The organism is Sulfolobus acidocaldarius SUSAZ, assembly GCA_000508305.1.
Classification (GTDB): domain Archaea; phylum Thermoproteota; class Thermoprotei_A; order Sulfolobales; family Sulfolobaceae; genus Sulfolobus; species Sulfolobus acidocaldarius_A.
Map to the genome: position 1 here is coordinate 961,607 of CP006977.1, position 24,019 is coordinate 985,625.

A 24,019-nucleotide genomic window follows, 5' to 3' on the forward strand; every position below is an offset into this window, starting at 1 on the left:
TCATTGAAGGTCAAGGATAGAAGGTTTGCCAAACTATCATTGGAGCCTTTATATTGGAAGGTAAATGAGATAAGGATATCCAGAGACGATGAAGAAGAAATTTATGAACCTGACATAAAAGAGGGTTTAACTTTTAGAGGTGGGACAGTTAAAATAAACTTCAGGAGGAAAGTGATTAGATATAAAACAGCTAAAATACCGTCTATAGAAAATTGGGACCCCGGAATTTGGGTGGGTCAAGAGGTTTATGGTTACAGGGTAATTGAAGTGATAGGATTAGGTGGAAATGGATATGTTATGAAAGTGGAAAAGAACGGTTCATTATACGCTATGAAAGTTCTCTCAGTAAATAAGTTCACCAATTCGCTAGAGTACCTTGATAATCTGCTAAAGGAATCTGAAAATTTGGAAAAACTATCGAAGGATCCAAGGTTCGTTAGTATATATGGATCATTCATAGACAAAAACAACATTCAATCAGCGTTAGCTGGGGATTATACAAGCTACTATAAGTACCCACCAGCAATTGTGATGGAGTTTATGGATGGTGGCACATTATTGGATTTAATTAGTAGAGTTGATATTGTACAGTCTAAATATTGGCAGTACATAGTCAAACTCATCATAAAAGAAATAGGCACAGCACTGATGTTTTTGCATAAAAGAGGGTATGTTCATCTGGACGTAAAGCCACAAAATATATTTCTTAAACAGAAGATCAACGGTGAGCCAGAAGTGGTTTATAAAATCCTCTTCTCCTCGTCGGGAATGATTAAGTTGGGAGACCTAGGTAGTTCAGTGAGGGTAGGAGAGAAGATCTCACAAGCAACACCAGCCTATTCACCCCCAGAGCAAATAGAGGCAGTAATAACAGGAAAAGGAGCACAACCCTCCATGGACAATTACGCATTGGGTGCTACACTATATAGGTTACTTACCATGAAGAACCTAGATTACGTTAGTTATTTGGATAAAGCTTTCGATGAATATATTGACGGGGATCCTAAGATCGCGATGAAGTATGTAAATATGGCTAAAATGAGTATGGTGAATTTTAGACCTAAACTGCCTCCTAATACCCTGCCGGAGTTGGCTAACATATTGCAAGGAACATTAGTGGTAGATCCAAGGAGGAGACTGACCAGCTACGACATAGTAAACATATTAGAAAGGTAGTAAGGTTTCATTTGACATTTCTATGATGATACGTTTTACTAGTAAAAAATTAAATCTTAATTTTTCTCCTTCAATCGAGAAGTCTGTTTTATATTAGAAACTACAGCTGATTTCAGCATCTGGTCTTCCACCTTCTACAATGTTTTTGTGCAGTTATCCAACCCTCTAGCGATGCAATGTGGAACAATGTATGCCTACCGTTCGCGTCTCCTGGGGCATAAATGTTATCTAGCTTAGAAGCCATACTATAATCAACCTCTATCTCACGTTTCTTACCTTAAGGTACTATAACCCGCTATACCACTGGTTTCTTGAATTCTGCCAGTAGATACTAAAACTTCATCAAGGTACCTCTCAGCTTTCTCACTTATCACCTTCTTTTCCCTCCATTCTCTGCCTTTACTCCCTTAAATCTCTCCTTAATTATTTCATCACTCAACTCTCTAAGTCTGTTTTCTAACACCTACTGAATAAGCATGTGTGGACAACAATTTTGTCATTTTGATTTAAATTGAATTTTCTTTATGTGGAAAAGTATTTTTAGGGTGAGTTTATTTTATGATGGCGAGAATGTGAACAAGTTTGATTTCCTCATCCTTACCCAAATAATTTCTACCTAAGGAATATGTTAAAAACATTTTTAAGGCACTAGGTAGTGTTTATTGAGTTACAGAGGATATGTTAGACTCTTGGACCGCTTTAGTGGGAAGCGGCCCCCGCTTTTATCTCAGAAATTATTGATGCCTTTGCCTTAGGTGCAGTTGCTTGTGGAATGCCTAGGGGTGTGACTTATTATGCCATACTTGACATGATTGAAGGGACTATAAAGATACTGAAAAATAATTTGAATCACTCCCATGATGCTCAGGGATCAGGTTATTACTCCTGCAGCTACTATAATTAGAGGTTTGATGGTAATGGAGAGTGAGGGCGTTAAGCCGGCATTAACTAACACTATTGAGTCAGCATATCAGAGGAGATATGCAATAGGAGAGTAGATTGATGGGAAGTTGAGAGAAAATAGTGATGGTCAGAAGAGGAGGATTTCTACTACTTTTTCTAGACCTTGTCTACCGCTCCATAAACTGACTTTCTTCCTGCCCTAAAGGGTGAAGTTTTCCTGATTTTGTAATTTGAACAAAGTTTAAGTTAAGATAGGGCACTATAAGAAACCTAAAACTTGAACTATTAGAAATCACCTTCAATGTTCTTCATGATTATCTCATCGAACTCCTTAGGTCTAGGAAGTTTTATTGAATTTAGCGAATTGATAAATTCCTCTTTATTGTTTATATTAAATAACTTGTTGTACTTTTTCTCAAAACCTATTGTGGACGAAGGTTTTCCACTTATCCCAAATCCACAAGCAGAACCAGAAGTGTGAGCTGGGAAAACTTCAACGTAATCCGGTAATACCTTAATTTTTTGTAAACTATAAAAGAGTTGTTCAGCGGAGTTCTCACCTACTATATCTATTCTACCAATTCCACCTACAAATAACGTGTCTCCAGTTAATACCGCCCAAGGTTCTTCTCCTCTCCTTAAGTCAGTTATAATTATAGAAACGCTGTCCGGAGTATGCCCCGGGGTATAAAGAAACTTTATTTTAACGTTACCCACTTTAATTTCTTCATTATCCTTAACTTTTTGCGCAAATTTAACCTTCGTGCTCTCATGCATATAAACGTTAGCTCTAGTCATTTCACTTAACTTCTTAGCTCCAGATAAATGATCAGCGTGAGTATGAGTGTCTATAATATAAGATATCTTCATGTCGTATAACTCTGATAAGTTCATTAATTCTTCTATCAAATCTATTTTTGGGTCAATAATTATTAGTTCTCCAGCTTGAGTACATCCAATGACATAAGTTAAACACCCTCCACTTCTTGAGATCAATTGCCTAAATAACATATGTTAATATTATTGAGATACTAAATAAGAATTATTCACTATTTCCAGTTAAATATTCATTAGCCCACGTCTAAACCCTTTAAATTAAATTTTTCAACAAGCTCCTTAGGTGAAATGCGTAGTAATGTCTTATCATCTCTTCCACCACAATAGACGTAATCACTTTCACTAACTAAATCCAAACTTACAACAGTTTTCACTCCTTCTATAATGGTAAGGAACTCAGTAAATCTGATAATCTCTCAATTCCCTTACCTCCTTAACCTTTTCTATCCTGACCTCGCTAGCTCTTAAAACTCCTTTAACTTTATCTAAATTTTACTTTTTTATCACCTCTTATAAGCACCGCTATTGGCTTATTATCTGCAACAATAATTGAGGTCTTCGCTATTCTCCTTCCATCAACTCCTAAAGAGTTAGAAGCATCTTTCACTGTCTTAGCGTCTTTAACTTTGACAAAATGGTAATTAATTCCTTTATTTTTTAACATTTCTTCTACAGAAATCATTAGTTATCACTTTCCAATATTAACTTAAAGTGTTCCATTGAATGAACCATGCAACCTAGGCAAGACTCCACAGTAATATAAGATTCATCGGTAAAAATAGCAGTTACCTCGTCATTAAAAATTATAAACCTAGCATTGACTTTATCGCTGTATTTAATCTTTCCTTTCAAATCTTTAACCTTTTCCATATCTTCACTTCTTACTACTAAGTATAATTCGCCGTTGAATTCCCTTAATAACTTTGTCATCCAACTTGGTATTCTAGGGTAAACTACCCTAAGGATCTTAGCCTCACTGATCATATTTTTCATAAAGTTCATCACTTCTCTCTTTCCCTCAATCACAGCAGACCTTTCCTTACTCTTATCCTTAGTAATCGTGTTTACTTCAGTTATTATTTCATCTATCTGCTCTACAATGCTTTGCTTATAATTTTCAAAACTTATGTGAGGATCAACAAGTTTAACCCTCTTTGGTCTCCCATTTACTACTTTAACAAAACCTCTTTCTTCTCAAGTCTCGAAACTACATCATATACCTTTTGATATGGAACGCCAGAGAGTTCTGCTAATTCCCTCATTTTGGCGTTACATAGCCTAGTTAATGAGGAGTAGACTTTGCTCTCATAACTTGAAAAACCTATCTTAATTAATTTCTCCTCCAATTCACCACTCATAGTGAATAATACTAATTTATTGTTAATAAGACTTTATAGATATGAGTGGAAACAAAAACTTTCATCTCTTCACCTTGTTAGTCTTCTTCACGGGAATTTACTTAGGAATATTTAGGGTTAGCCTTTCCCGTATTAGAAATAAATGAGTATAATTTCGTACTGTACTCGATTATTATTTTTGGTTTTACTAAAGCTTTAATGAATTATATCTCTGGGCACTTATCTGACGTAATAGGTAGGAAAAAAGTGTTAATATTGGGCTGGTTAGTCTCGATTCCCTTACCATTAATAGCAATCATAATCAAATCTCCTATATTAGTTACATTATTTACATTGTGGTTAGGAGTAAATCAAGCTTTAACCTGGACCACTACAGTGACTTCTCAGATCGATATATCTGGCAAAAGAAGGGCAGGATTAGCAGCTGGGGTAAATGAAACTTTTGGATATCTAGGTGTCTCAATAGGGAGTTTTCTCTCTGGTTTAGTAATTTCTTCCTTCTTCTTCTCACCTTATTACTTAATGTTACTGATAGGGCTATTTGCTTTAGGATTCTCAAATATATCATCAGAAACTAAACCTACCACAGGTATAGGTAAAGGAGGTATCATATCCTCTTTACTTATAGGTATCGCTGGACTGTTGGAGAAGTTCGTAGACGCGTTCTTCTGGGTTCTAGTCCCACTATATTTATCGGTTAAAGGTCCGTTAGAGATTTCTATCATAGTAACGATATATACATTAACATGGGCATCATTACAAATCCCTTTTGGATATATAAGTGACTTAAAGGGCAGACTCTCACTATTAGTGTTAGGATTCATTGTCATGGGGATTGGAATTTCTATCTTCACTTTTCAGTATTACATTATTTCCGCCTTTATATCTGGATTGGGAATGGCAATGGTATACCCTATTCTTATAGCTTATGTAAATGACCACTGTAGCAATATGAATAGAGGGAAGTCATTAGGAATTTATAGGTTGTTGAGGGATTCAGGTTATGGATTCGCTGGGTTAATTTTCCTATTAATATATAAAGACTTATTTATAGCAGTGACGCTAGTAGTTCTCTTACAACTCGTTTCAATATTTCCCCTAGTATATGTTAAGAGTAGAGTTTAGATTTTCCTGAGTGTGACGAGATATTTAACCTTAAAACATCATTTTTTCAAACAACGTTTTTTGTGAAAATCTCTAGAACAATATTATACGGTTATATTAATCATCAAGCTTATTCACGGATTTAGTTTCAATACTTATATATTTATTTCCACCTTTTCATCTTCCTAGACGTTTTTACTTCTTTGTATAATCTATTGGAGGTTAGTATCACTGATTGGTCTATAAATGAGTAGAAAAGGACATAAACGAGAAAAAGTTTTGTTTTCAAACCGCACTCTCAGCTGTTGTTCTAATCTTTTGTTTTAAAACATAATTCCTGGTAAGTAGTGCAACCAGTAAGTTAACAAACATTAAGCAAATTCCTACAACATATATATAATGGAATGCTTCAGACGACGGAACTGACGCTATAGGCAAATATTGATTATTAAATAAATAACCTATCCATGCTGTATAAGTATCCATAAATACGGTAGATATAACTGGTCCTACTGAACTTCCTATTGACCTTATTAAAGTATTCATCCCAATCCCAACTCCTCTTTGATCTTCTGGTAAGGATACTGCTACCATATTCACTAACGGTATCATCAGGGATATTATGCCAACTGATGCTACTACAGTATCTAGTAGGACTTGAATATTAGTTGAGTTGAAAGCATTTAACAATAAAAAGCCTAGAATCCCCACCATTGAGCCAAATATAAGCAAAGGCTTAGGACCGGTACTATTGATTAGCCTTCCTACAATGGGACCTACTACCATCATTGTGAGTGCTACAGGAGCCATTAGTAACCCAGAGTCAATTATACTTAAGCCAAGACCGTAAGGCTTGGGTAACTGGGCATAATAAGTCAAGCCAATAAACATGAGGAACATCGCAGTACCTGCTATTAAACCAGATATATTAGCTACCATAATATTCCTTATTCTAAACAGGTCTAATTTCATGAGAGGTTCTGCTACTCTTCTCTCCACAAAGATAAACGCACCAAAACCTATAATTGAAGTTAGAAGAAGTGAGAATTGAGTTGCTGACAACCAACCGATAGATGGTCCCTCTGTTAAGTAAACTAATAGTGATATTACAGCCAACATTAAGAATACAGCCCCTAAATAGTCAATCTTCTCCTTGGTTTTTGATGGTATCTCTTGGATAAACCTTATGGATATAAACATAAGGATTAGCGAGAGTATGAATGCAGTATGAAAGGCATACTGCCAACCTAAGTCTTGAACTATGTATGCACCAATTAATAGACCTAGGGCTGGACCTAATGCCAAGGTTGCACTTAGTATACTTTGAGCCCATGCTACTCTTTCCCTTGGAAATAAATCAGTGATTATTGCGATCGCAATTGGAAAAACTGCAAAGCCTAGACCCTGAATAGCTCTAGCAAATATAAGCATATAGATATTCGTTGAAAATCCTGCAATTAACACCGCCAAGGAATAGAAGGCTATAGCTAAAAGATATATTTTCTTTTTACCGTACTTATCTCCTAATTTTCCGAAAACTGGTGACGCAACCGCCCCGACAATTAGATATGCTGAAGTGATCCATGCAACGGTAGTAGCTGAAGTGGAAAACTGGTCCTCTATTTTTGGAAGTGCCGGTATAACCATAGTCTCTACATAATTCACCAGCACTAACATGAGAGAAAGGGTAACTAGAGTGGTTGTTGCTCCCTTATGATCCATGGATACTATTAAAAATTTTCGTATAAATAAAGTTTTCGATATATCTGTAGTACTGAATATTATTCAATTAGGGTATATATAGTATCGATAGAATATACTATTATAAGTCACCCAATTTACTAATATGTGGTTTGCTTAAGTTATTTTATTAAAAACTTTTAACATTTTTGCGTGGCTAAAGATCAAGTTTTACCTTTTATCATGAAAATTGTGAATAAGCAAGAATTATAAGATATAAATTAGATTATCGATATCGATAATTTCCTAGAAGGGGCTTTATTATTTTTTAATATCTAATTAAGAATTGAAAATGGTCTTACTTATGAACCACATATTGGGTTCTCTTCAATTAGGTTATTGCTTATATACGAATATTTTAAATATCCCGATATATCGGTATAGTATAGATATGTATGAAGAAAAGGGTTTCCCTAATATTATTGATACTATCAGTAATTTTTATCTCTACTTTCTTTAGTTACGTTATATCGACTGCTACACCAAACATTCAAGGATACTCGTCTTCCCCTGAGCTTATAACACCAGGAGAACAAGAGATACCTATAACATTTCACCTGATAAATTCAAACCCCTATGCCCTATATAATGTACAAATTTCACCGACAGATACATATCCTTTCTACTTATTCAACTACTATAATGTTAACCCAACAGTCACTATACCAGAATGGACTCCAGGACAAATGATAAATGTCACATATATCTTCAATGTGGCAAATGGAGTTAAGGACGGAATTTATGAAGAGTTATTAAATATCCAGGCAATAGCCAATAACCAGAGCATATATACTCAAGTATCAGTAGGAGTTCCAGTTTTGGGTTATGTTAACTTCACAGCATCATCAGTATGGGGAACACCATCAAACCCAACAGTAGTAGGACCAGGACAAACAAACACACCACTAACAATAATACTACAAAATCTTGGAAACGCATTAGTTACTAACGTTACTTTAGAGTTTAGCTCCCAGTTCCCCGTTAAATTCCTACAAAACAACGCAACAATTTCAGCCATAGAGCCGGGATATTATGGGGAGGCAACAGTCTTTGCAACTGTATATCCTAACGCTACAGAAGGAGTATATTACATAAAACTTAAGGTGAATTATTACCAGAATAGTGTTCAGTATGTCACGGTCCCTATCGATATAGGCGGAAATAATAATGTATCGTTAACAGCTGTATGGGGAACACCATCAAATCCTCAACTGGCTGCGCCTGGTTCCTCACTTTTACCCCTCACAATCTATGTGGAGAATTTGGGAGAAAACCTACTATCAAACGTAACACTAACACTAAAATCACACTACCCAATACAATTCCTACAAAACAACGCAACAATAGGCTTCGTACCAGCAGGACAATACAACTACGCAACAGTAATAGCCGATATATATCCCAATGCGTCCTCTGGAGTTTACTACATACCAGTTACAGTAAACATGTACAATGGGTACAAAGAGACTGTGATGCTTCCTGTTGAAATACTAGGTTACGTGTCAATACAAGCTCAGTCTTTATGGGGTAGTGTAAATTCACCCATAACAGTAAGTCCTGGAGAGACACAGGTGCCATTGACTATTCTCCTTAAGAACACAGGAGATGTAAACGTACTTAATGCGACATTAACCTTCTCTAGCAACGAGTACCCATTAAAATTCTCTCAAACTAATGCACAAGTAGGCATTATACCAGCAGGGCAAGAGAACTACGCTACTGTAACAGTCAGTGTTTACCCAAACGCAACTCCTGGAGTATATTACATACCAGCTACACTAAACTATTATAATTATAAGACCGAAATAACGGTGCCAGTGGACATTTACAGTCCAAACGTTTCCATAAATGTAGTTACCCTTCCTCCACAGGTATTCCCAGGTTATTATGATGTGAGATTGCTAACAATATTGACGAACTACGGAAATGGAATAGCTGAAAACGCCAGTATAAGTATGTCATCGCCATTCCAAGTGATCTCATCACCTGAGATTAAGATTGGAGCACTACCTATAGGATCACCTGTAAATGTTACTTTCTTAATTAACATTCCAAATAGCACTATTCCAAAGACTTATACAGTAAACTTTACCGTAACATTTGACGGAGGTAAGGCAAATTACCAGTACGCATTAAATGTATATCCCAAAGCTAATATCATAATCACCAATGTCAAGTACTCCACAATAAACCCAGGAGATAGTAATGTGCCCATAACCATTACATTAAAGAACGCAGGTAATGCAACAGCCAAAAATGTAATAGCCAGACTAGGGACGTCAGATGTAATATATCCTCATGTTAGTTCCTCTAACCCACTACAAGCGCTTACCGCATCAGAGGTATTTGTAGGGGACATTAATCCACAACAGACTGTAAATGTGACATTTGTTGTTGACATAAGTGGAGGAGCTTCTCCAGGTGTTTATCCATTAGCAATTGCAGCAACATGGAACCAAACAGGAGCTATATTTCCATTTGAGCAATCTGACACATTCTATGTGACAATATCCCAGCCGTTCATCTCGCAACTATTTAGCTCTCCGCTAATCTACGTCATAATAGCTATAATTATCATCGTAATAATAATAGTGGTTGTCTTAGCAAGATTTAGAAGGAAAAAGTGAGCCTTTTTCAAAATAATCAATGTTTTATATTCTTTTTAGTTTTATTATAATAATCCATGTTTAGTGCTTTTAAACTATTGAAAAATCTCCTTCCTACCTCAAGAAGGAGTATTAGATATCATGCTTCTCTCACTGATTTTAATGCAGAGTTAACTGGACTTCTATCAGATTTTCATTTTTTTAAGGATTGTTTAAACTCCTCAATTGCTCTCTTTATTTCCTCCATAGATGTCTCATCTTCTATCGTAGAAATATCTCCTGTAGATTGACCTAACATTACCGCTTTTATTACTCTCCTCATAACTTTACCTGACCTCGTCTTGGGTAACTTCTCTACGAAGTGTATTTCAGGAGTAACTATGACGCCCATATGACCTCTCACATATCCTTGTATTTCCGTTGCTAGTTCTGGTGAAGGATTATATCCTGTCTTTAATACAATGAAAATATGTATATTCTCGCCCTTTACTGGGTCAGGTAACCCTATAGCAGCGGCTTCAGCAACGACATGGTGTGAGGTAGTTATTGATTCAACTTCTCCAGCTCCAATTCTGTGCGCAGCAACTTTAATAGTTTCGTCTGCTCTTCCCATTACCCAGATATATCCCTCCTCGTCAATCATGGCATAGTCTCCACTGTAATATATCCCAGGGAATTTACTGAAATATGACTTTTTTAGTCTCTCATTTCCAGGATCATTCCACATTCCTATCATCATTGATGGGGGATATGGTGGTAACATTACTAAATAACCCCTATCCCTAGGCTTAGTGGTGTTGCCATTTTCATCAAGTATTTGTATTTTGTTACCTGGTAAGGGAAATCCGCATGTAGGACCTGATTTCATTGGCAAGTAAATTAGACCAGGCATATAGCCTAAATTTGGAGATCCTGTCTCGGTCTGCCACCATTGATGAGACATGTAAATTCTACCATTACCTATTACCTCGAGACCCCATTTCCAAGGTGCATAATTTAATGGTTCGCCCGCGGTAACTATTACTCTGAGAGAGGAAAGGTCGTGTCTTTTAACTACCTCGTCTCCATATTTCATGAAAGATCTAAGTGCAGTCGCTGAAGTGCCAAAAACAGTGACTCTATTTTTCTCTATAATTTCCGCCCACTTATCTACATAAGGATAGTCTGGCGCATCCTCATATATAACAACTGACCTACCCATCACTAGAGGTGCATACGTTATATAGGAATGTCCCACTACCCAACCTATATCAGAAGTATTAAACAATGTGTCATTCTCTTCACTCATACCATAGGACCAAAGTAGCATAATCGAAGTTCCAACTAAGTATCCAGCAGTACTATGAACTATACCCTTTGGTTTTCCTGTAGTTCCGGATGTGTAAAGTATATAAAGAGGATGCGTTGATTCGACAGGCTCAGGCTCGATAGGTTTATATTTAGATATTTCTTCAAAATACAAATCCCTTTTGTCGTCAAAAGGAATTTCAGAACCAGTCCTCTTATAAATGATAACTTTCTCTACTGGGCTGTTTTTACCAAGTAACCTTATGGACTCGTCTACAGCTTTTTTTAATTCTACTAACTTTCCCCTCCTATAATACGCATCTGCAGTAATAATGACCTTGGAACCTGCATCAGCTATCCTATCTGCAAGGGCTTGAACTCCGAAACCTGCGAATACAACGTTGTGAATTGCGCCTAATCTGGCTACAGCCAGCATAGAGATCACCCCTTCCGGAGTTAATGGCATATATATCGTTACTCGGTCGCCTTTTCGTACTCCTATTTCCCTTAGTGCATTAGCCCATCTATTTACTTCATAGTACAAGTCTTGATAAGTCAAAACTTTCCTTTCATACCTTCCGCTTTCCCAAATTATGGCAGCTTTAAATTTCCTATTAGAAAAAGCATGTCTATCTACAGCATTATACGAGGCATTTAGCTTTCCGTCAACAAACCACTTTGTGAGCAAGCCTTCCTCTTGAATAAAGGTTTTTTTCCAGGGTTCGAACCAATATATTAGATTCTCTGCTATTCTATCCCAAAACTTACTTGGCTCTTCTATGCTTTGCTTATAAATATTCTTATATACCCGTAAATTATAATCAGCTTTCTCCTCCAATTGCTGAAGTTCATCAGTTGGTTTCTCTGTCATACTACTCAGTATAAATAATTTAAACTATATTAAAAAATTTTTACTCTATCGTTATATTTTAACAGGAATCAAGAAAGTAAATTAGGATGCAAATTCAGTAAACTCTATGAATAGAGTAGCACTACTATCTGCAAGCTGGTTCATATGGGGAATTGCTTACTACTTATATTATCCTTATACTTCTATATACGCTTCAGAATTCATTAGAGAGAGATTAATACCATTAATCTACATAGCATATACACTAATAGGGATTCCCTCAGCGTTATTGAGCGCTAAAGTATCTAGATTTCTAGGGATGAAAAGATCTATCTTAATATTCATGGCTCTATCTGGAATAGGTCTTGTGATTGTTGCCATAGCCACAACTCTACCAGTATTAATTCTAGGGTTTACAATATCCTCCTCTTCCCTATTAATCGCCTTACCTAACTATTACTATTACATGAATAATTTGGGAAAAGGTGTCATTTCAAAAGTGTGGGCTATATCCATTTTACCTGCAGTCTTTACGCCTGTAATAGGAGGGACCATTGCCCAGTTACTGGGAATTAGGTATGTTTTCTTAACTGCAGGGTTATTCATGACTCTTTCAGGGTTACCTGTTCTAGGCTTAAAATATGAAGAACAGAGTGTTGTTTTTTACCAGAGTACTAAAAAACTGAATCCTTTGCCTGGTCTCGTAATTATCCCTATCTCATTGGCATCTCCTTTCGTATTCCTTGTCACTAAGGACATGTACAATTTGTCTTATATAACATTAGGAGTGTTAGCTACAATGAGTGAAGTCATAGGCATGATAGTGGTGTTCTTTTCTGCGGGCAAGAATAAGTTGCTTCCGATTTATCTTATATTGTTTTCACTTGTTTACCTAGTGTTTTTTAACCCCCTATTTTCCCTAGCATTTGGTCTATGGGAAGTTCTCATCCCATTAGCTATAGAGGAAGTAAATGGAAATAGTGTCAGTGCTTATTCAAGAATGATCTCTATTCAACAGACCTTCTGGCTTATAGGATATTTTGCCTCCCTTCTTGCGTTATCTGTAAAATTCTCCCTACTAATATCAGCTATCTCGTCCTTAGTTCTTGCATTCATAGCCTGGAAAACGCGGAACTTTAAAATATTCCTAGATAAATAATAGTAATGTGGACATCTTAGAATTAGCTATACTTACATTGCTGTCAGACCAAGAGGAACTAAGTATAAGGGAAATTGGAAATTATCTAGGAGTAAGGAATATCAGGTTATCAAAATCACTTAAAGAGTTAGAGAAGAAGGGGTTGATATTCACTAAAGCTCTCATAGGAAATGGAGATATGATAATTGGTATTACTGAGGAGGGTGTAAAAGAATTATATAAGAATTATATTGTATTGAGAGATTTGGTTAAAGAAATGGAATACAGCTTATGCACTAAATTTGACTGTTAGAACCACTTGAGTAAATCGTATAAGAGCTTTAAAAATTCCCCCTTATTTATTTCATAAATTACCTCTGTGTTAGGATCTTTCTTCCAGATAGAGAGATAATCTATGACCACCATACCTCTTGTCAAACAATCACAATTCTCTACATCTACAAAGTGCTTGTCTGATCTTTTAACTACACTCTCGTAGTCTAAAGCTACTGCTGTAGTAATTAAATCAGGATGAGGCGTACCTCCGATTTTTTCATTTTTCATTGAATACTCTCTATAATGAGTGTAAATATCTATATAGAACTTAGACATTTTAGTATTCATGTTCCTAATCTCCTCCCACTCCCTATTTTCCACGGGATAGTTCACTATAACGTCCCAAGGCACCATTGTTATATCAAATCCTGCATTAAATACTATCTTAGCAGCATCGGGATCAACCCAAATATTGTATTCAGCAACTGGAGTTATATTGCCTCTACCCCAAGCTGTTCCACCCATTACCCAAACTTTACTTATCTTTTCGGTTAACGTCTTATCTTTCAAATATGCCAACGCTAAATTTGTGAGTGGGGATATAGCCAAAATTTCCAGTTCCCCAGGGTATCTGTCAGCAATATCAACAATAGCGTCTAATGCCTTTTTGTTCTCAGGTTTGAGTTTTTGTGGCTTTACAATTTTATCCCCTATTCCTCCTTTACCATGAACTTCTTCTACACTCCTAAAGTCCTTGACTAAAGGCTTGTCACTGCCAGGATAAACTCTCACATTTTCCTCTCCTATATACTCCAAAGCCCATAACGCATTGTTAACCTCCTGTTGGTAAGAAATGTTTCCCTCGACAATCGTTACCCCTTCCACACTTATTCTGTGTTTTAAAAGCATGAATAAACTCATTATATCATCCTCTGCAGTGTCACAGTCAATAATGAAGTGTCTTACCATAATAGTAATTTAAGTAATGATCTTATATTTGTTGTCTCTAACGTACTTCATAATTTCACTTAGAAATTTTTATTTTTAATAAAAACACAGATTGTTTTGATATGTTAAACGAATTCCTAGAGAAAGTTAGTGATCAAGGTATATTAGTTCTAAATGATTCTGAAGGTTTTAAAAGGGATTGGACGCCGTTATTAGCCTTGAGGGAATTTTTAGGACAAACAATTGGAAAGCCGAGTGCGGTTATTAAACCTAAATCTGTGGAGGAGATCGCTAAAGTAATAAAACTAGCTAATAATTACAACGCATGTGTTGTTCCTTATGCTGGAGGATCTAGTGTTGTAGGAGGTGCTTATCATAACTCTTGCACGATTTTAGATCTATCTGAATTAAATAAGGTATTAGAACTTAATGAGGACGATCTAACAGTAACAGTTGAAGCCGGAATCAAAATTAAGGATCTAGAGGACAAGTTAAATTCCAAGGGTTATACATTAGACTATCACCCACAATCGTTTTTCCTGGCAACTATAGGAGGAGCTATAGCCCATAAAGGGTCTGGCTCCCATAGTAGTAGCAATATAGAAGAGTTATTGTTGTGGATTGAGGTAGTTTTACCCAACGGAGAAATTGTCAGAATAGGTCCAGATAAATCAGTCAGGAACTCTATGGGACCAGGAATGCTAAGTCTTTTTATAGGTTCTGAAGGTACATTGGGAGTTATCACCAAAGCAAAGCTGAAAATTAAACCCTTAGCAAATTATCACAAGGATTTAGCATTTTACTTCAATTCAATAGACGACGCCATAAAATTTGCAAAAGAATATACAGTAAGATTACCACCACCATATAGAGTTGTAGTTCATGACAGTGAAAGCGCTAATTACATGTTAGGTCTTCCGTATTTCATCTCCCTGGTTAGAGTCAGGGGCTATGACCAAGAGCTCGTCGATGTAGAAGAGAGACTCATAAAAAATATTGCGTTAAAGTATGGTGGCAAAGAGGGAGAGAAAGAAACTGTAAGGAAATGGAGGGACGTCTTTGCAAGGAACTATGAGGCGAATTTTTTGAGTCTGGTTCAGTCTGGATATTTCACCGATACTCTTGACTTAGCTGGAAGTTGGAGTATAATTCCGAAAATTTACAAGGAGTTAAGGGAGAATTTGTACTCGATTAATGGAGTTAAAAGTGTGCTTTCAAGATTTACTCATCTATATACAAATGGCACATGTTTATACGTTATGGTTATTTTGAGACAGGACCCTGAAGTACTTTTGAAAGTCTGGGAGACTGCAGCTAAGGTGGTCATAAAGTGGGGAGGAACTACATCTCATCACCATGGTGTAGGGTTCCTGAAAAAACCATGGATTTTGAGAGAAAAGGAGGATGAAGTGAGACTATATAAAATGTTTAAGCTATTACTAGATAGTAAGGGGATTATGAACCCCGGTAAGTTAGTAGATTAATTAAAGATATTTTTAACGTCCAATAATTTCTTTAACTTTAGGTAGATTTCTTTTGGTCTATCCCTTGAATAATACTTAAACTGGCTTAACTTCTCCACGTCAGCATCAAATATTACAAAGACTTTAGAATTATATATCCAATAGGCATAGCTAGGATTTGAGAGCTCTATTATCTTCTTAAAACTTTCAAAAGTGTCGTCTCCTTCAACAATTATTTCATCTCTTTCCCTGTCAACCTCCACCATAGGGACACCCTCGTCTACGCTGAATCCCTGTAATAGCACTTCTTCGGAAAAAGATGCATGGACATTAAATCTCCCGTCATATTCTACCAGTAATACTAATGGTCTAAATGAGGAAACTTTCATAATTTCCTCTTCAGTTGCATCGTTTTTGTCATATGTCAATATTCTTCTGGGCTTTTCAAATAATTTTAATTCAGCACGCGAAATAGCCCCCAAAAGACCCATGGAACCAACAAAGACTTTCCATTTCATCCCACCATAAGGTGTTAGAAACCTAGTCCATAGTGTGAAATCTGATGGTCTCCCATAAGATGTGGTCAGTGGAGATATCGGATTAATAGCTAATAGCCCGCCTATTGTACCATCATAAAGTGTTGGAAGTAGTAGCCCATTCTCGCTAGCTTCCTTCCTAATCTTTGTTACATCAGCACCAGCTAATGCTTGAACTTTTCCATCCTTAATCTCATACCAATTCATGTTTTTAGTGTAGACATATTCATCAACTTTAGATATCCTACCATGTCTACCATAGCCTAAGACCTGGATCTTCTTATTGTCAAGGTATGCTGACCGTATAATTCTAAATAATTCTTCTTCACTGTGAATATCCATTTGAAAATTATATGTTTATAAAAAGTTTAAATACCATATCTCTACATCAGAAAGTCTTAATGTTTTTATTTTATCTTGTCTCAATTAACCTATGCCCAAAGTTGCGGTAATTATGGGAAGTAAGAACGATTGGGAATATATGAAAGATGCAGTGGACATTCTGAAAGAGTTTGGAGTGGAGGTTGAGGTAAGGGTTGTTTCAGCCCACAGAACCCCAGAGTTTATGATGGAGTTTGCGAAAACTGCATCCCAAAAGGGTATTGAAGTAATAATTGCTGGAGCAGGAGGAGCAGCCCATTTACCAGGAATGACAGCTTCCTTAACTCACCTACCTGTTATAGGTGTTCCTGTGCCTTCTAAGAACCTAAATGGACTTGACTCACTGTTATCTATAGTTCAGATGCCTTATGGGGTTCCAGTAGCTACAGTTGCTATAGGAAATAGTAAAAACGCAGCATTGCTAGCATTAAGAATATTAGGAATTAAGTATCCTGAGATCAGCGAGAAAATTAAAAAGTTTATGGAGGACATGAAGAATGAAGTCCTTAACACAAAACTCCCTTAGAATTGGGATATTAGGTGGAGGACAATTAGGATGGATGATGATATTAGAGGGAAGAAAATATCCCTTCAGTTTCTATGTTTTAGATGAACCAAATGCGCCTGCATGTAGAATAGCAGATAAGTGTTTTCCACCAGAAAAGTACAAAGAAATGATAGATGAAGTTGACGTGGTTACTTTCGAATTTGAGCATGTGTCAGATAAAGCCTTAGAATATGCACAAGGTAAGGAGAAACTATTCCCTGAAATTAATAGCGTGGAGTTGAAAAGAGAAAGATACAAGGAGAAATTGTACTATAAAGAACATAATTTACCTACACCTAGGTTTCTTGTCGCGGAAGACGGGGAAGAAGCATTGAAAATACTTAAAGAGGAGTTTAACGGTATTGGTGTACTTAAGGAAAGCTTAGGTGGATATGATGGGAAAGGACAATATTTCATTAAAGGTGACGTTAATAAATATGAGAATTTAAAGAGTAAGAAAGTTAAATTTGTAGTTGAAGAGTTCGTAAACTTTGACTATGAAGCCTCAATAGTTGCTATGAGAGATAAGAACGGTAATTTTAAGGCATATCCACCCACCTTTAACTATAACGAAAAAGGAATCTTGGTCTATAATTATGGACCGTTATACGATAATAGGTTCGAGGAGATTGCTAAAAGACTTGCAGACTCTTTGAACTATGTAGGTACCATGGGCATAGAATTCTTTGTTAGGGATGGTGAAATTTTAATAAATGAATTTGCCCCCAGAGTTCATAACACAGGTCATTATACACTAGACTCAGCTTACATTTCTCAGTTCGAACAACACATTAGAGCAATTACAGGGATAGAACTAGGTAGTACTGAATTACTTACTTTTGGAGGAATGGTTAATATACTGGGGACAGACGATGTCCCTCCAGAGGTACTAAGGTACGGTAAAGTTTACTGGTATGGAAAATCAGAAGTTAAAAAGAGGAGAAAGATGGGTCACGTAAATGTAATAGGAAAAGATTTAGAGGAAGTAAAACAAAAAATTGATATTATTATGAAACTAATATATAAACAAGGTTTAGATTTATGAAAATCAGATTCAAGCTATGGCTAGAGACAGATGATGGAAGACCAGTATTAGGAAAGGGTGGTATAAATCTTTTGAAGGAAATTACACTTACTGGATCTATTTCTAAATCTGCGAAATCAATGAATGTATCTTACAAGTTCGCTTGGGAGTACTTAAAGAAAGTAAATGAAATTTTAGGTGGGATTGACATGAAGAAAGGTGGTAAAGGAGCTGGCGGAACAATACTGTCAGAGAAACTTGTGGATATAGTAAATTTGTATGAAGAAGCCCAAAAGGAAGTCCAAAATGTACTTGACAAGTACGAAAAGAGACTTAACGAGATTTTAGAGAAGTCAGATTAAATCTCTGAGTAGTTTAGAGGTAAATTATACCCATACTCTGTCCTAGTTATCTGCTTAAGTTCTCTGCTTATTCCCTCTATCGTAATCTCACCTCTAAGACCTCTAAGTATTAGGTCATGAAACTCTGAAGGGACATAATCTAATCTCGGATCCATATTGTAGAAATCTTTTATCACATTTTCCCTCTTGGATGGATCTATAACAGCCTCCTCAATTTCCCTTTCTAACCATTCTGGGAATGGGAAATTATTCGTTAATGCAACGTAAAGGGATATGGTAAGCGAATAAACATCGAAATTGTACTCAGCTCTTCCACCGAATCTTTGTAGAGGGTGCGCATAATATGGAGTATAATGTATCACGGGAGTTCCCACTTTCACTGAGGAACCTAGGTCGGAAATCTTTGGAGTAATTTTCTCCTCAAGAAGTGCTTGTACAGCTTGTTCACCATACTTCGGTAATTTTCCATTAAGCAATATATTGGAGGGCTTTATGTCACAATGCACATATCCGTTTTTATTAACGTGGATAATTGCATCAGCTATTTTGGAAAACATTATTGACACTATCTCTGGCCATCTAGAGGAATGTCTCAACGTCGAATATTCATTATTGGTTATAATTTGTCTAAGATCTCCTCCCTCCATATATTCCATCACAATTGCTGGGGGAGAAGAATAATAATCGGTGAAATTCTCGTCCACAAAACTTGCAAATATCCTCACTATGTACTTGGAACCCTTAGATATCTCCTGTAATTTTGCAATTTCGTATAACATCTCGTCGTACCTAAACTCTTTCTTCACTATCTTCATAGCGAACTTTCTCATGCCCTTCTCTACCAACAAGACATAACCCATTCCTCCACTTCCTATTACTTTTTCCACCTTATACCCATAGAGTACATAACCAATCCATGAATTAGGGTCAAACTCATTTTGAGGTGTATATAACTCATAAACCTTGATCTTCCCACACGCATCAACTAAACCCTCCCTACAAGCGAAAAAGAATTCCTTCTGCGCCTCCATGGGGGCATTCAGGTACTCCAGAGCAATTCCCTTAAGGTAAGCCGTAGAAGAGTTTCTCCTAATCTTTTCAGCTTCTTGTATTGTATCTAGAGCCTCCTTGAACAGTTGGTTCTGTATGTAAGCGTTAGCCAGAGATAAAATGTTTGTGAAGTCTCTTCTTCTCCTTACAGCCTCCTCAAAGTATTTAACAGCTTCCTTATGATTTTTCTTCCTCATGAAATACCAGCCTAACTTTATTGCAGGTGCATCATAAGTAGGCAGTATGGACAGAGCCTCGAATAAAGACTTGACATTGTATGTCCTCTCAAACTCATCAATCAACAAATTCACTTTATCCCTTAATCTTTTCTCTAGTTCTCTGTACTTCTGCTCAGAGAAGAATGAGTATATTTTAAGTGCCTCTAGATATTCCTCTCTTCTCTCATAGCATTCAGCCACAGCTAATGATTCCTCAGGATACTTTTTCTCAAGCGAATTGTATAATGTGATTGCCTCATCACATTTATTCATGCCTACAAGGGATATTATTGACCTCCTCACTACCTCTCCATACTTAGGAAACTCCTTGAGTAAGTATTTCACCAACTCATAATTACCTTTCATTAAATCGAATAACTGGGGTAAGTTAGTTTTCAAAATAGGCTTTCCGTTTACGAAAACGTAAGTGTTATCCTTCTTTACCTCATCTATCGAGCCGAAATGGATTATCAGAAAATCTTTGGCGTCAAAGACACATGCGTTTAGGTTCTTTATCTCTTCAACTAGTTTAGCCTCAATTATTTCCTTAACTTTAGATGACTCATGGACTGGTATCGAGGAAAGTTTAGGTTTTCCTTCCCTATACTCTTTCAGTACATAGCCAATAACATTATCCTTCACCTTGAATTCGCTAGTTCTTATCAACGAACCATTCATGTAAAGGTAATAAACTCCGTCCTTAACGAATGCTAAATCCATCCTAATTGTTGGGTATTATCCTAAAACTGTATTTAATAAAACTGTAAATAATACATATCAAATCACTTCGTCTCTGAAATTATGGGTTTAACAGATTTGGCTTGACTTGTATTAATAGGGATAAAGCTTATATGGAAGTGATGCGTATGTATATGAAAAAAGTCGACAAATAGGTGATATAAAATGCAACAGTACAGAGTTGTTTTCGAAGGGGCGTTCTACAAAATAGTTCAGGACGATATGGCTGAAATATTACTTTTCGAGGGTAAGCCTGTGTCAGCGACTTGCGTTGAACATGGAACACATAGAGATCTAAATTGTCCCCATATAGAAAGCCTTTTAAAAAAGATTTTTTATTAACTTAACCTTTCGAACAAATTACACTTATTTCTATTAATGAATCTCTGGGTAATTTGGCTACCTGCACAGTGACTCGAGCGGGAGGTTTGTTTAGAAAATATGTTGAGTATACTTCATTAAAGTCATTGAACATATTCAAATCTTTTAGGTAAACGTTAGACATTACCACATCTTGTAGAGTGAATCCGGCTGATTCAATTATCGCCTTTAGATTCTCCATCACAGCTTTAGTCTGTTCTTTTATTCCACCCTTTACAAGTTCGCCTGTCTTTGGGTCTATTGGTATTTGACCTGAAACGAATAGGAAATTTCCTACCTTAATAGCTTGAGAATATGGACCTATGGGTCTTGGAGCCTTTTCTGTATATATTACATCCATAATTTATACTCGATAGAGAGGAATAATATAGTTTTCACTTTCAACGAGCTAGATGTAGCTGGTAGTGAAGGGCTATAATCAGGTCTCTTTCAGTTACAATAGCAGTAGGTACATTATCGTTATCAACAACTATCAATGAACCTATTCTCTCTAACAACATCTTTGCCGCTGCCTCATTTATAGACTTATTAGGATCTATAGTATGTACATGAGGAGTTTTAATATCCTTTATTTTTTCATAGTAAAATGTATCTAAGTTGTTTTTTGAGAGATGTTTCAAGAAGTTCTTAAGTATATCTGCGGCGGTAATTACACCTACTAGTTTACCTTCAGTATCGACTACTGGTAGTCTCCTAAACCCTCTCTTAACCATTAATTTTGCTCCCTCTACAACAGGCATATCCTCATAAATAGTTGTGACCCTTTTTGTCATAAACTTACTAACCGGATAAACGTGATCTAGATCCTGAAAAATTAGCATCATCTCCCTTTCCGTCACTATCCCTTTCACCTTTTTCTCCACATCAATCACAGGTAAGGAGCCTAGATTTCTGGCAACCATTATGGTTAATGCGTCTATCACATCATCATCCTCATAAACATAAGCAGGCTTTGGTGACATCACTTTACTGATTTCCTTATTCAATAATTCATATAATTGAGCCTGGTTACAAGTTTTCTCACATGCGTCCACAATACATGAAATTAAATCACGAGTTGAAACTATACCCTCAAGACTCTTATCGACAATTATGACTCTTCCGATCCCCCTTGTATTAATTCGTTTAAAGGCATCATATAGTTTATCATATAAGCTTAACACTGGAGGATCTTGTAACATTATTGTTTTTATTTGCATTATAATAAATTATGATTCACCTTTTATAAAGATATGAGTTTATTCATGGCTCTGTATACCTCAGCTACACTCCAAGCTTGAGCAATAGCTCCTCCGTTGGAATAAGGTGGAACGTCCTCAAATAACTCAGGGATAAAACCATTGTGCAGCTTCGCATATTCCAACAAAGGTTTGAAAGTATCCAATAGAAGTTTAGATCTCACTATATCAGTCTCATACCTCAGCTTAGCATCGACATAAGCTCCTATTAACCATGGCCACACTAGACCATTATGATAAGCTTCATCCCTTTTTGCTCTTTCTCCTCTATAAACTGGTTTATATTTAGGGTCTTTAGACGATAGTGTACTTAACCCGTATGATCTTAAAAGCTCCTTTTCTATGGTTACCATTACACTCTTTCCCTTTTCAATAGGCAATATATTAAATGGAAGGGATATGGCGAAAATCTGGTTAGGTCTTATTGTGTTATCCGGTGTAAATGAGGGAGTAAGGTAATCATAAAGACCCCAATTTGTGACAAACCTCTCCATGAAGGACCTTTTGACCTTTTCGGCAACTTCCCTATACAGTGAGCTTGAGTCCCCCAAGATCTTAGAGAAATAATCAAGTATCATCAATGCATTGTACCACAAGGCATTGATCTCAACAGCTGCTCCCTCTCTGGGGGTTACAATTCTACCATTATAGCTGGCATCCATCCACGTTCTTGGCGCACCCCTGTGAAATAGAATTTCCCCCATTGTATATACAATTCCGTTCCCCTTCATATAGGACTCAACGATATCCTGAAGTATCGGGTAAATCTTTCTTATAAACTGAGTATCACGGGAATAACTGTACAGTTTATATATCGCATTGATCGCCCATAAGCTCACGTCAACCCCGAGGTAAATCGGTTCTCCGGATGGGGTAATATGATTAGGCAAGAGACCCTTATTATTGTATTGTAGGTATCTATTAATTATTTCCTTTGCTTGATCGTATAGTCCCTGTAATAGTAGTATTCCCTCAAGAGATATGAATGTATCTCTACCCCATTCATCAAACCAATGGTATCCTGTTACTATGGAATAGCCCTCATGACCCTTTACAAGAAAGTTTAATGATGACTCCCCGAGCAATTTAATAATGTCTGAAGGAGTCTCCTTGATCTCAGACTTATCGAAAGAATTATGGTATGCATGGATTGTCAGTTCATTCTTTTCACTTGTTAAGAAAAATGGATTGTATAGGTTCTCCTTGCTATTATTCCCTAATTCATAGTCTATTACGTAAAAGAAGTCATAGTATGAGTAACCAGTGTTGGTAAGTTTAAACTTATTTTCCACGACGAAATTTAGAGCTAACGACCCATCGTATCTGTAAAGGCTGACCAAATTATCCTTTACTTTTTGCGTGAATATAAGGTTCTCAGGCTGAGAGACTAGGTGATGACTCCTAAATGTCATCAGCGGATAGACCTTTATTGAACCATCTGTAGCCTTATATTTTATTGTTACACCATTGGTACCTTGGCTTGCGATGAGTAGCTTTTCAACAATAATTCCGTTAACATCGTAAATCCACTTTACGTAATTTCTCCCCCAATGGAAGTGCTTAAGATATTTATAACCATCAGGATAATAGGCATTAGAATAATGATTTGTTGAGAGCGGAAAGTCCTCTCTATTTAAAACTAGAAAGTCCTCAAATTTTGAGAGAATTAAATATCTCTTATGTGGAGGATTAAGAGGGACTACTAGATAACCATGGTAGGTTCTTGAGTTAATACCACATATCGTCGAAGAAGAATACCCGCCAGTGCCAAAAGTCAGCAACCACTCTTTTCTCTCGCATTCTTCGGGTGTATGCATTCATATCGAGATTAGAATGAGTAGTAATTAAAACTATTTAC

24 protein-coding genes and 1 pseudogene are annotated in these 24,019 nt (G+C 36.5%); 11 read left to right on the forward strand and 14 right to left on the reverse strand.

Annotation, left to right across the window (positions count from 1 at the left end; translation table 11 throughout):
• Positions 1-225: 225 nt before the first annotated feature.
• Positions 226-1,176 carry a serine/threonine protein kinase gene (locus SUSAZ_05580; GenBank protein ID AHC51471.1) on the forward strand — a complete coding sequence of 317 codons (951 nt, stop codon included), beginning with the start codon at positions 226-228 and terminating at the stop codon, positions 1,174-1,176.
• 272 nt (positions 1,177-1,448) lie between these two features.
• On the opposite strand, the gene SUSAZ_05585 is transcribed toward SUSAZ_05580, so the two are convergent.
• Entirely contained in the window at positions 1,449-1,550 is a 102-nt protein-coding gene (locus tag SUSAZ_05585) for a hypothetical protein (protein AHC52508.1), read from the reverse strand.
• Positions 1,547-1,639, reverse strand: coding sequence for a hypothetical protein (locus SUSAZ_05590; GenBank protein AHC52509.1), 93 nt, complete (start codon positions 1,637-1,639; stop codon positions 1,547-1,549). Before SUSAZ_05590 ends, SUSAZ_05585 begins: the two co-directional genes overlap by 4 nt.
• Positions 1,640-2,036: 397 nt before the next feature.
• On the opposite strand from SUSAZ_05590, the gene SUSAZ_05595 reads away from it, so the two are divergent.
• Positions 2,037-2,174 carry a hypothetical protein gene (locus SUSAZ_05595; protein ID AHC52510.1) on the forward strand — a complete coding sequence of 46 codons (138 nt, stop codon included), beginning with the start codon at positions 2,037-2,039 and terminating at the stop codon, positions 2,172-2,174.
• A 190-nt stretch (positions 2,175-2,364) separates the two neighbouring features.
• On the opposite strand, the gene SUSAZ_05600 is transcribed toward SUSAZ_05595, so the two are convergent.
• The 4 genes and pseudogenes from SUSAZ_05600 to SUSAZ_05615 form a co-directional block, all read right to left on the reverse strand.
• Positions 2,365-3,090 (reverse strand): beta-lactamase, encoded by a 726-nt coding sequence (locus tag SUSAZ_05600; protein AHC51472.1) that lies wholly within the window; start codon positions 3,088-3,090, stop codon positions 2,365-2,367.
• A 59-nt stretch (positions 3,091-3,149) separates the two neighbouring features.
• Positions 3,150-3,290: a hypothetical protein gene (locus SUSAZ_05605; protein AHC52511.1), complete on the reverse strand. Its 141-nt coding sequence runs from the start codon at positions 3,288-3,290 to the stop codon at positions 3,150-3,152.
• Between the two features lie 107 nt (positions 3,291-3,397).
• Complete coding sequence (locus tag SUSAZ_05610; protein AHC52512.1) at positions 3,398-3,598, reverse strand: hypothetical protein; 201 nt, start codon at positions 3,596-3,598, stop codon at positions 3,398-3,400.
• Positions 3,598-4,274: pseudogene (locus tag SUSAZ_05615) on the reverse strand (TrmB family transcriptional regulator). The gene SUSAZ_05610 and the pseudogene SUSAZ_05615 overlap by 1 nt, the downstream one beginning before the upstream one ends.
• Positions 4,275-4,472: 198 nt before the next feature.
• Between SUSAZ_05615 and SUSAZ_05620 the strand changes: the two are divergent.
• A complete protein-coding gene (locus tag SUSAZ_05620) occupies positions 4,473-5,399 on the forward strand; it encodes a hypothetical protein (protein AHC52513.1) in 927 nt (308 codons plus the stop codon).
• Between the two features lie 264 nt (positions 5,400-5,663).
• Here SUSAZ_05620 and SUSAZ_05625 read toward each other — a convergent pair whose 3' ends face one another.
• Positions 5,664-7,100, reverse strand: a complete 1,437-nt coding sequence (locus SUSAZ_05625; GenBank protein ID AHC51473.1) for an MFS transporter — start codon at positions 7,098-7,100, stop codon at positions 5,664-5,666.
• 413 nt (positions 7,101-7,513) lie between these two features.
• On the opposite strand from SUSAZ_05625, the gene SUSAZ_05630 reads away from it, so the two are divergent.
• Entirely contained in the window at positions 7,514-9,745 is a 2,232-nt protein-coding gene (locus tag SUSAZ_05630; GenBank protein AHC51474.1) for a hypothetical protein, read from the forward strand.
• 172 nt (positions 9,746-9,917) lie between these two features.
• Here SUSAZ_05630 and SUSAZ_05635 read toward each other — a convergent pair whose 3' ends face one another.
• Positions 9,918-11,882, reverse strand: coding sequence for a 3-hydroxypropionyl-CoA synthetase (locus SUSAZ_05635; protein ID AHC51475.1), 1,965 nt, complete (start codon positions 11,880-11,882; stop codon positions 9,918-9,920).
• Between the two features lie 106 nt (positions 11,883-11,988).
• On the opposite strand from SUSAZ_05635, the gene SUSAZ_05640 reads away from it, so the two are divergent.
• Together SUSAZ_05640 and SUSAZ_05645 are read left to right on the forward strand one after the other, a co-directional pair.
• Complete coding sequence (locus SUSAZ_05640) at positions 11,989-13,020, forward strand: hypothetical protein (GenBank protein AHC52514.1); 1,032 nt, start codon at positions 11,989-11,991, stop codon at positions 13,018-13,020.
• A gap of 7 nt (positions 13,021-13,027) precedes the next feature.
• The gene (locus tag SUSAZ_05645; protein AHC51476.1) at positions 13,028-13,312 is read left to right on the forward strand and encodes a MarR family transcriptional regulator; all 285 of its coding nucleotides are present in this window, start codon (positions 13,028-13,030) and stop codon (positions 13,310-13,312) included.
• On the opposite strand, the gene SUSAZ_05650 is transcribed toward SUSAZ_05645, so the two are convergent.
• Positions 13,309-14,244, reverse strand: a complete 936-nt coding sequence (locus SUSAZ_05650) for a nucleoside hydrolase (GenBank protein ID AHC51477.1) — start codon at positions 14,242-14,244, stop codon at positions 13,309-13,311. The genes SUSAZ_05645 and SUSAZ_05650 overlap by 4 nt on opposite strands.
• A gap of 101 nt (positions 14,245-14,345) precedes the next feature.
• Between SUSAZ_05650 and SUSAZ_05655 the strand changes: the two genes are divergently transcribed.
• Positions 14,346-15,707, forward strand: a complete 1,362-nt coding sequence (locus SUSAZ_05655; GenBank protein AHC51478.1) for an alkyldihydroxyacetonephosphate synthase — start codon at positions 14,346-14,348, stop codon at positions 15,705-15,707.
• On the opposite strand, the gene SUSAZ_05660 is transcribed toward SUSAZ_05655, so the two are convergent.
• Positions 15,704-16,564 (reverse strand): hypothetical protein, encoded by an 861-nt coding sequence (locus SUSAZ_05660; GenBank protein ID AHC51479.1) that lies wholly within the window; start codon positions 16,562-16,564, stop codon positions 15,704-15,706. The genes SUSAZ_05655 and SUSAZ_05660 overlap by 4 nt on opposite strands.
• Before the next feature lie 91 nt (positions 16,565-16,655).
• Between SUSAZ_05660 and SUSAZ_05665 the strand changes: the two genes are divergently transcribed.
• From SUSAZ_05665 to SUSAZ_05675, 3 genes are read left to right on the forward strand one after another with little or no spacing between them, the layout of a single operon-like run.
• Positions 16,656-17,129, forward strand: a complete 474-nt coding sequence (locus SUSAZ_05665) for a N5-carboxyaminoimidazole ribonucleotide mutase (protein ID AHC51480.1) — start codon at positions 16,656-16,658, stop codon at positions 17,127-17,129.
• Positions 17,101-18,195, forward strand: coding sequence for a phosphoribosylaminoimidazole carboxylase (locus SUSAZ_05670; protein ID AHC51481.1), 1,095 nt, complete (start codon positions 17,101-17,103; stop codon positions 18,193-18,195). The genes SUSAZ_05665 and SUSAZ_05670 overlap by 29 nt, the downstream gene beginning before the upstream one ends.
• Positions 18,192-18,536, forward strand: coding sequence for a molybdenum transporter (locus tag SUSAZ_05675; GenBank protein AHC51482.1), 345 nt, complete (start codon positions 18,192-18,194; stop codon positions 18,534-18,536). Before SUSAZ_05670 ends, SUSAZ_05675 begins: the two co-directional genes overlap by 4 nt.
• Here SUSAZ_05675 and SUSAZ_05680 read toward each other — a convergent pair.
• Positions 18,533-20,524, reverse strand: coding sequence for a serine/threonine protein kinase (locus tag SUSAZ_05680; protein AHC51483.1), 1,992 nt, complete (start codon positions 20,522-20,524; stop codon positions 18,533-18,535). The two genes, SUSAZ_05675 and SUSAZ_05680, sit on opposite strands and share 4 nt — an antisense overlap.
• Positions 20,525-20,707: 183 nt before the next feature.
• On the opposite strand from SUSAZ_05680, the gene SUSAZ_05685 reads away from it, so the two are divergent.
• On the forward strand, positions 20,708-20,884 hold the full coding sequence (locus SUSAZ_05685; GenBank protein ID AHC51484.1) for a hypothetical protein: 177 nt from the start codon (positions 20,708-20,710) through the stop codon (positions 20,882-20,884).
• Position 20,885: 1 nt separating this feature from the next.
• Here SUSAZ_05685 and SUSAZ_05690 read toward each other — a convergent pair whose 3' ends face one another.
• Genes SUSAZ_05690 through SUSAZ_05700 form a run of 3 tightly spaced genes read right to left on the reverse strand, consistent with a single transcriptional unit; the run spans position 20,886 to position 23,978 of the window.
• Positions 20,886-21,266, reverse strand: coding sequence for an endoribonuclease (locus SUSAZ_05690; protein AHC51485.1), 381 nt, complete (start codon positions 21,264-21,266; stop codon positions 20,886-20,888).
• 37 nt (positions 21,267-21,303) lie between these two features.
• Positions 21,304-22,122: a histidine kinase gene (locus SUSAZ_05695; protein AHC51486.1), complete on the reverse strand. Its 819-nt coding sequence runs from the start codon at positions 22,120-22,122 to the stop codon at positions 21,304-21,306.
• Between the two features lie 23 nt (positions 22,123-22,145).
• Positions 22,146-23,978 (reverse strand): glycogen debranching protein, encoded by a 1,833-nt coding sequence (locus SUSAZ_05700; protein ID AHC51487.1) that lies wholly within the window; start codon positions 23,976-23,978, stop codon positions 22,146-22,148.
• Between the last annotated feature and the right edge of the window lie 41 nt (positions 23,979-24,019).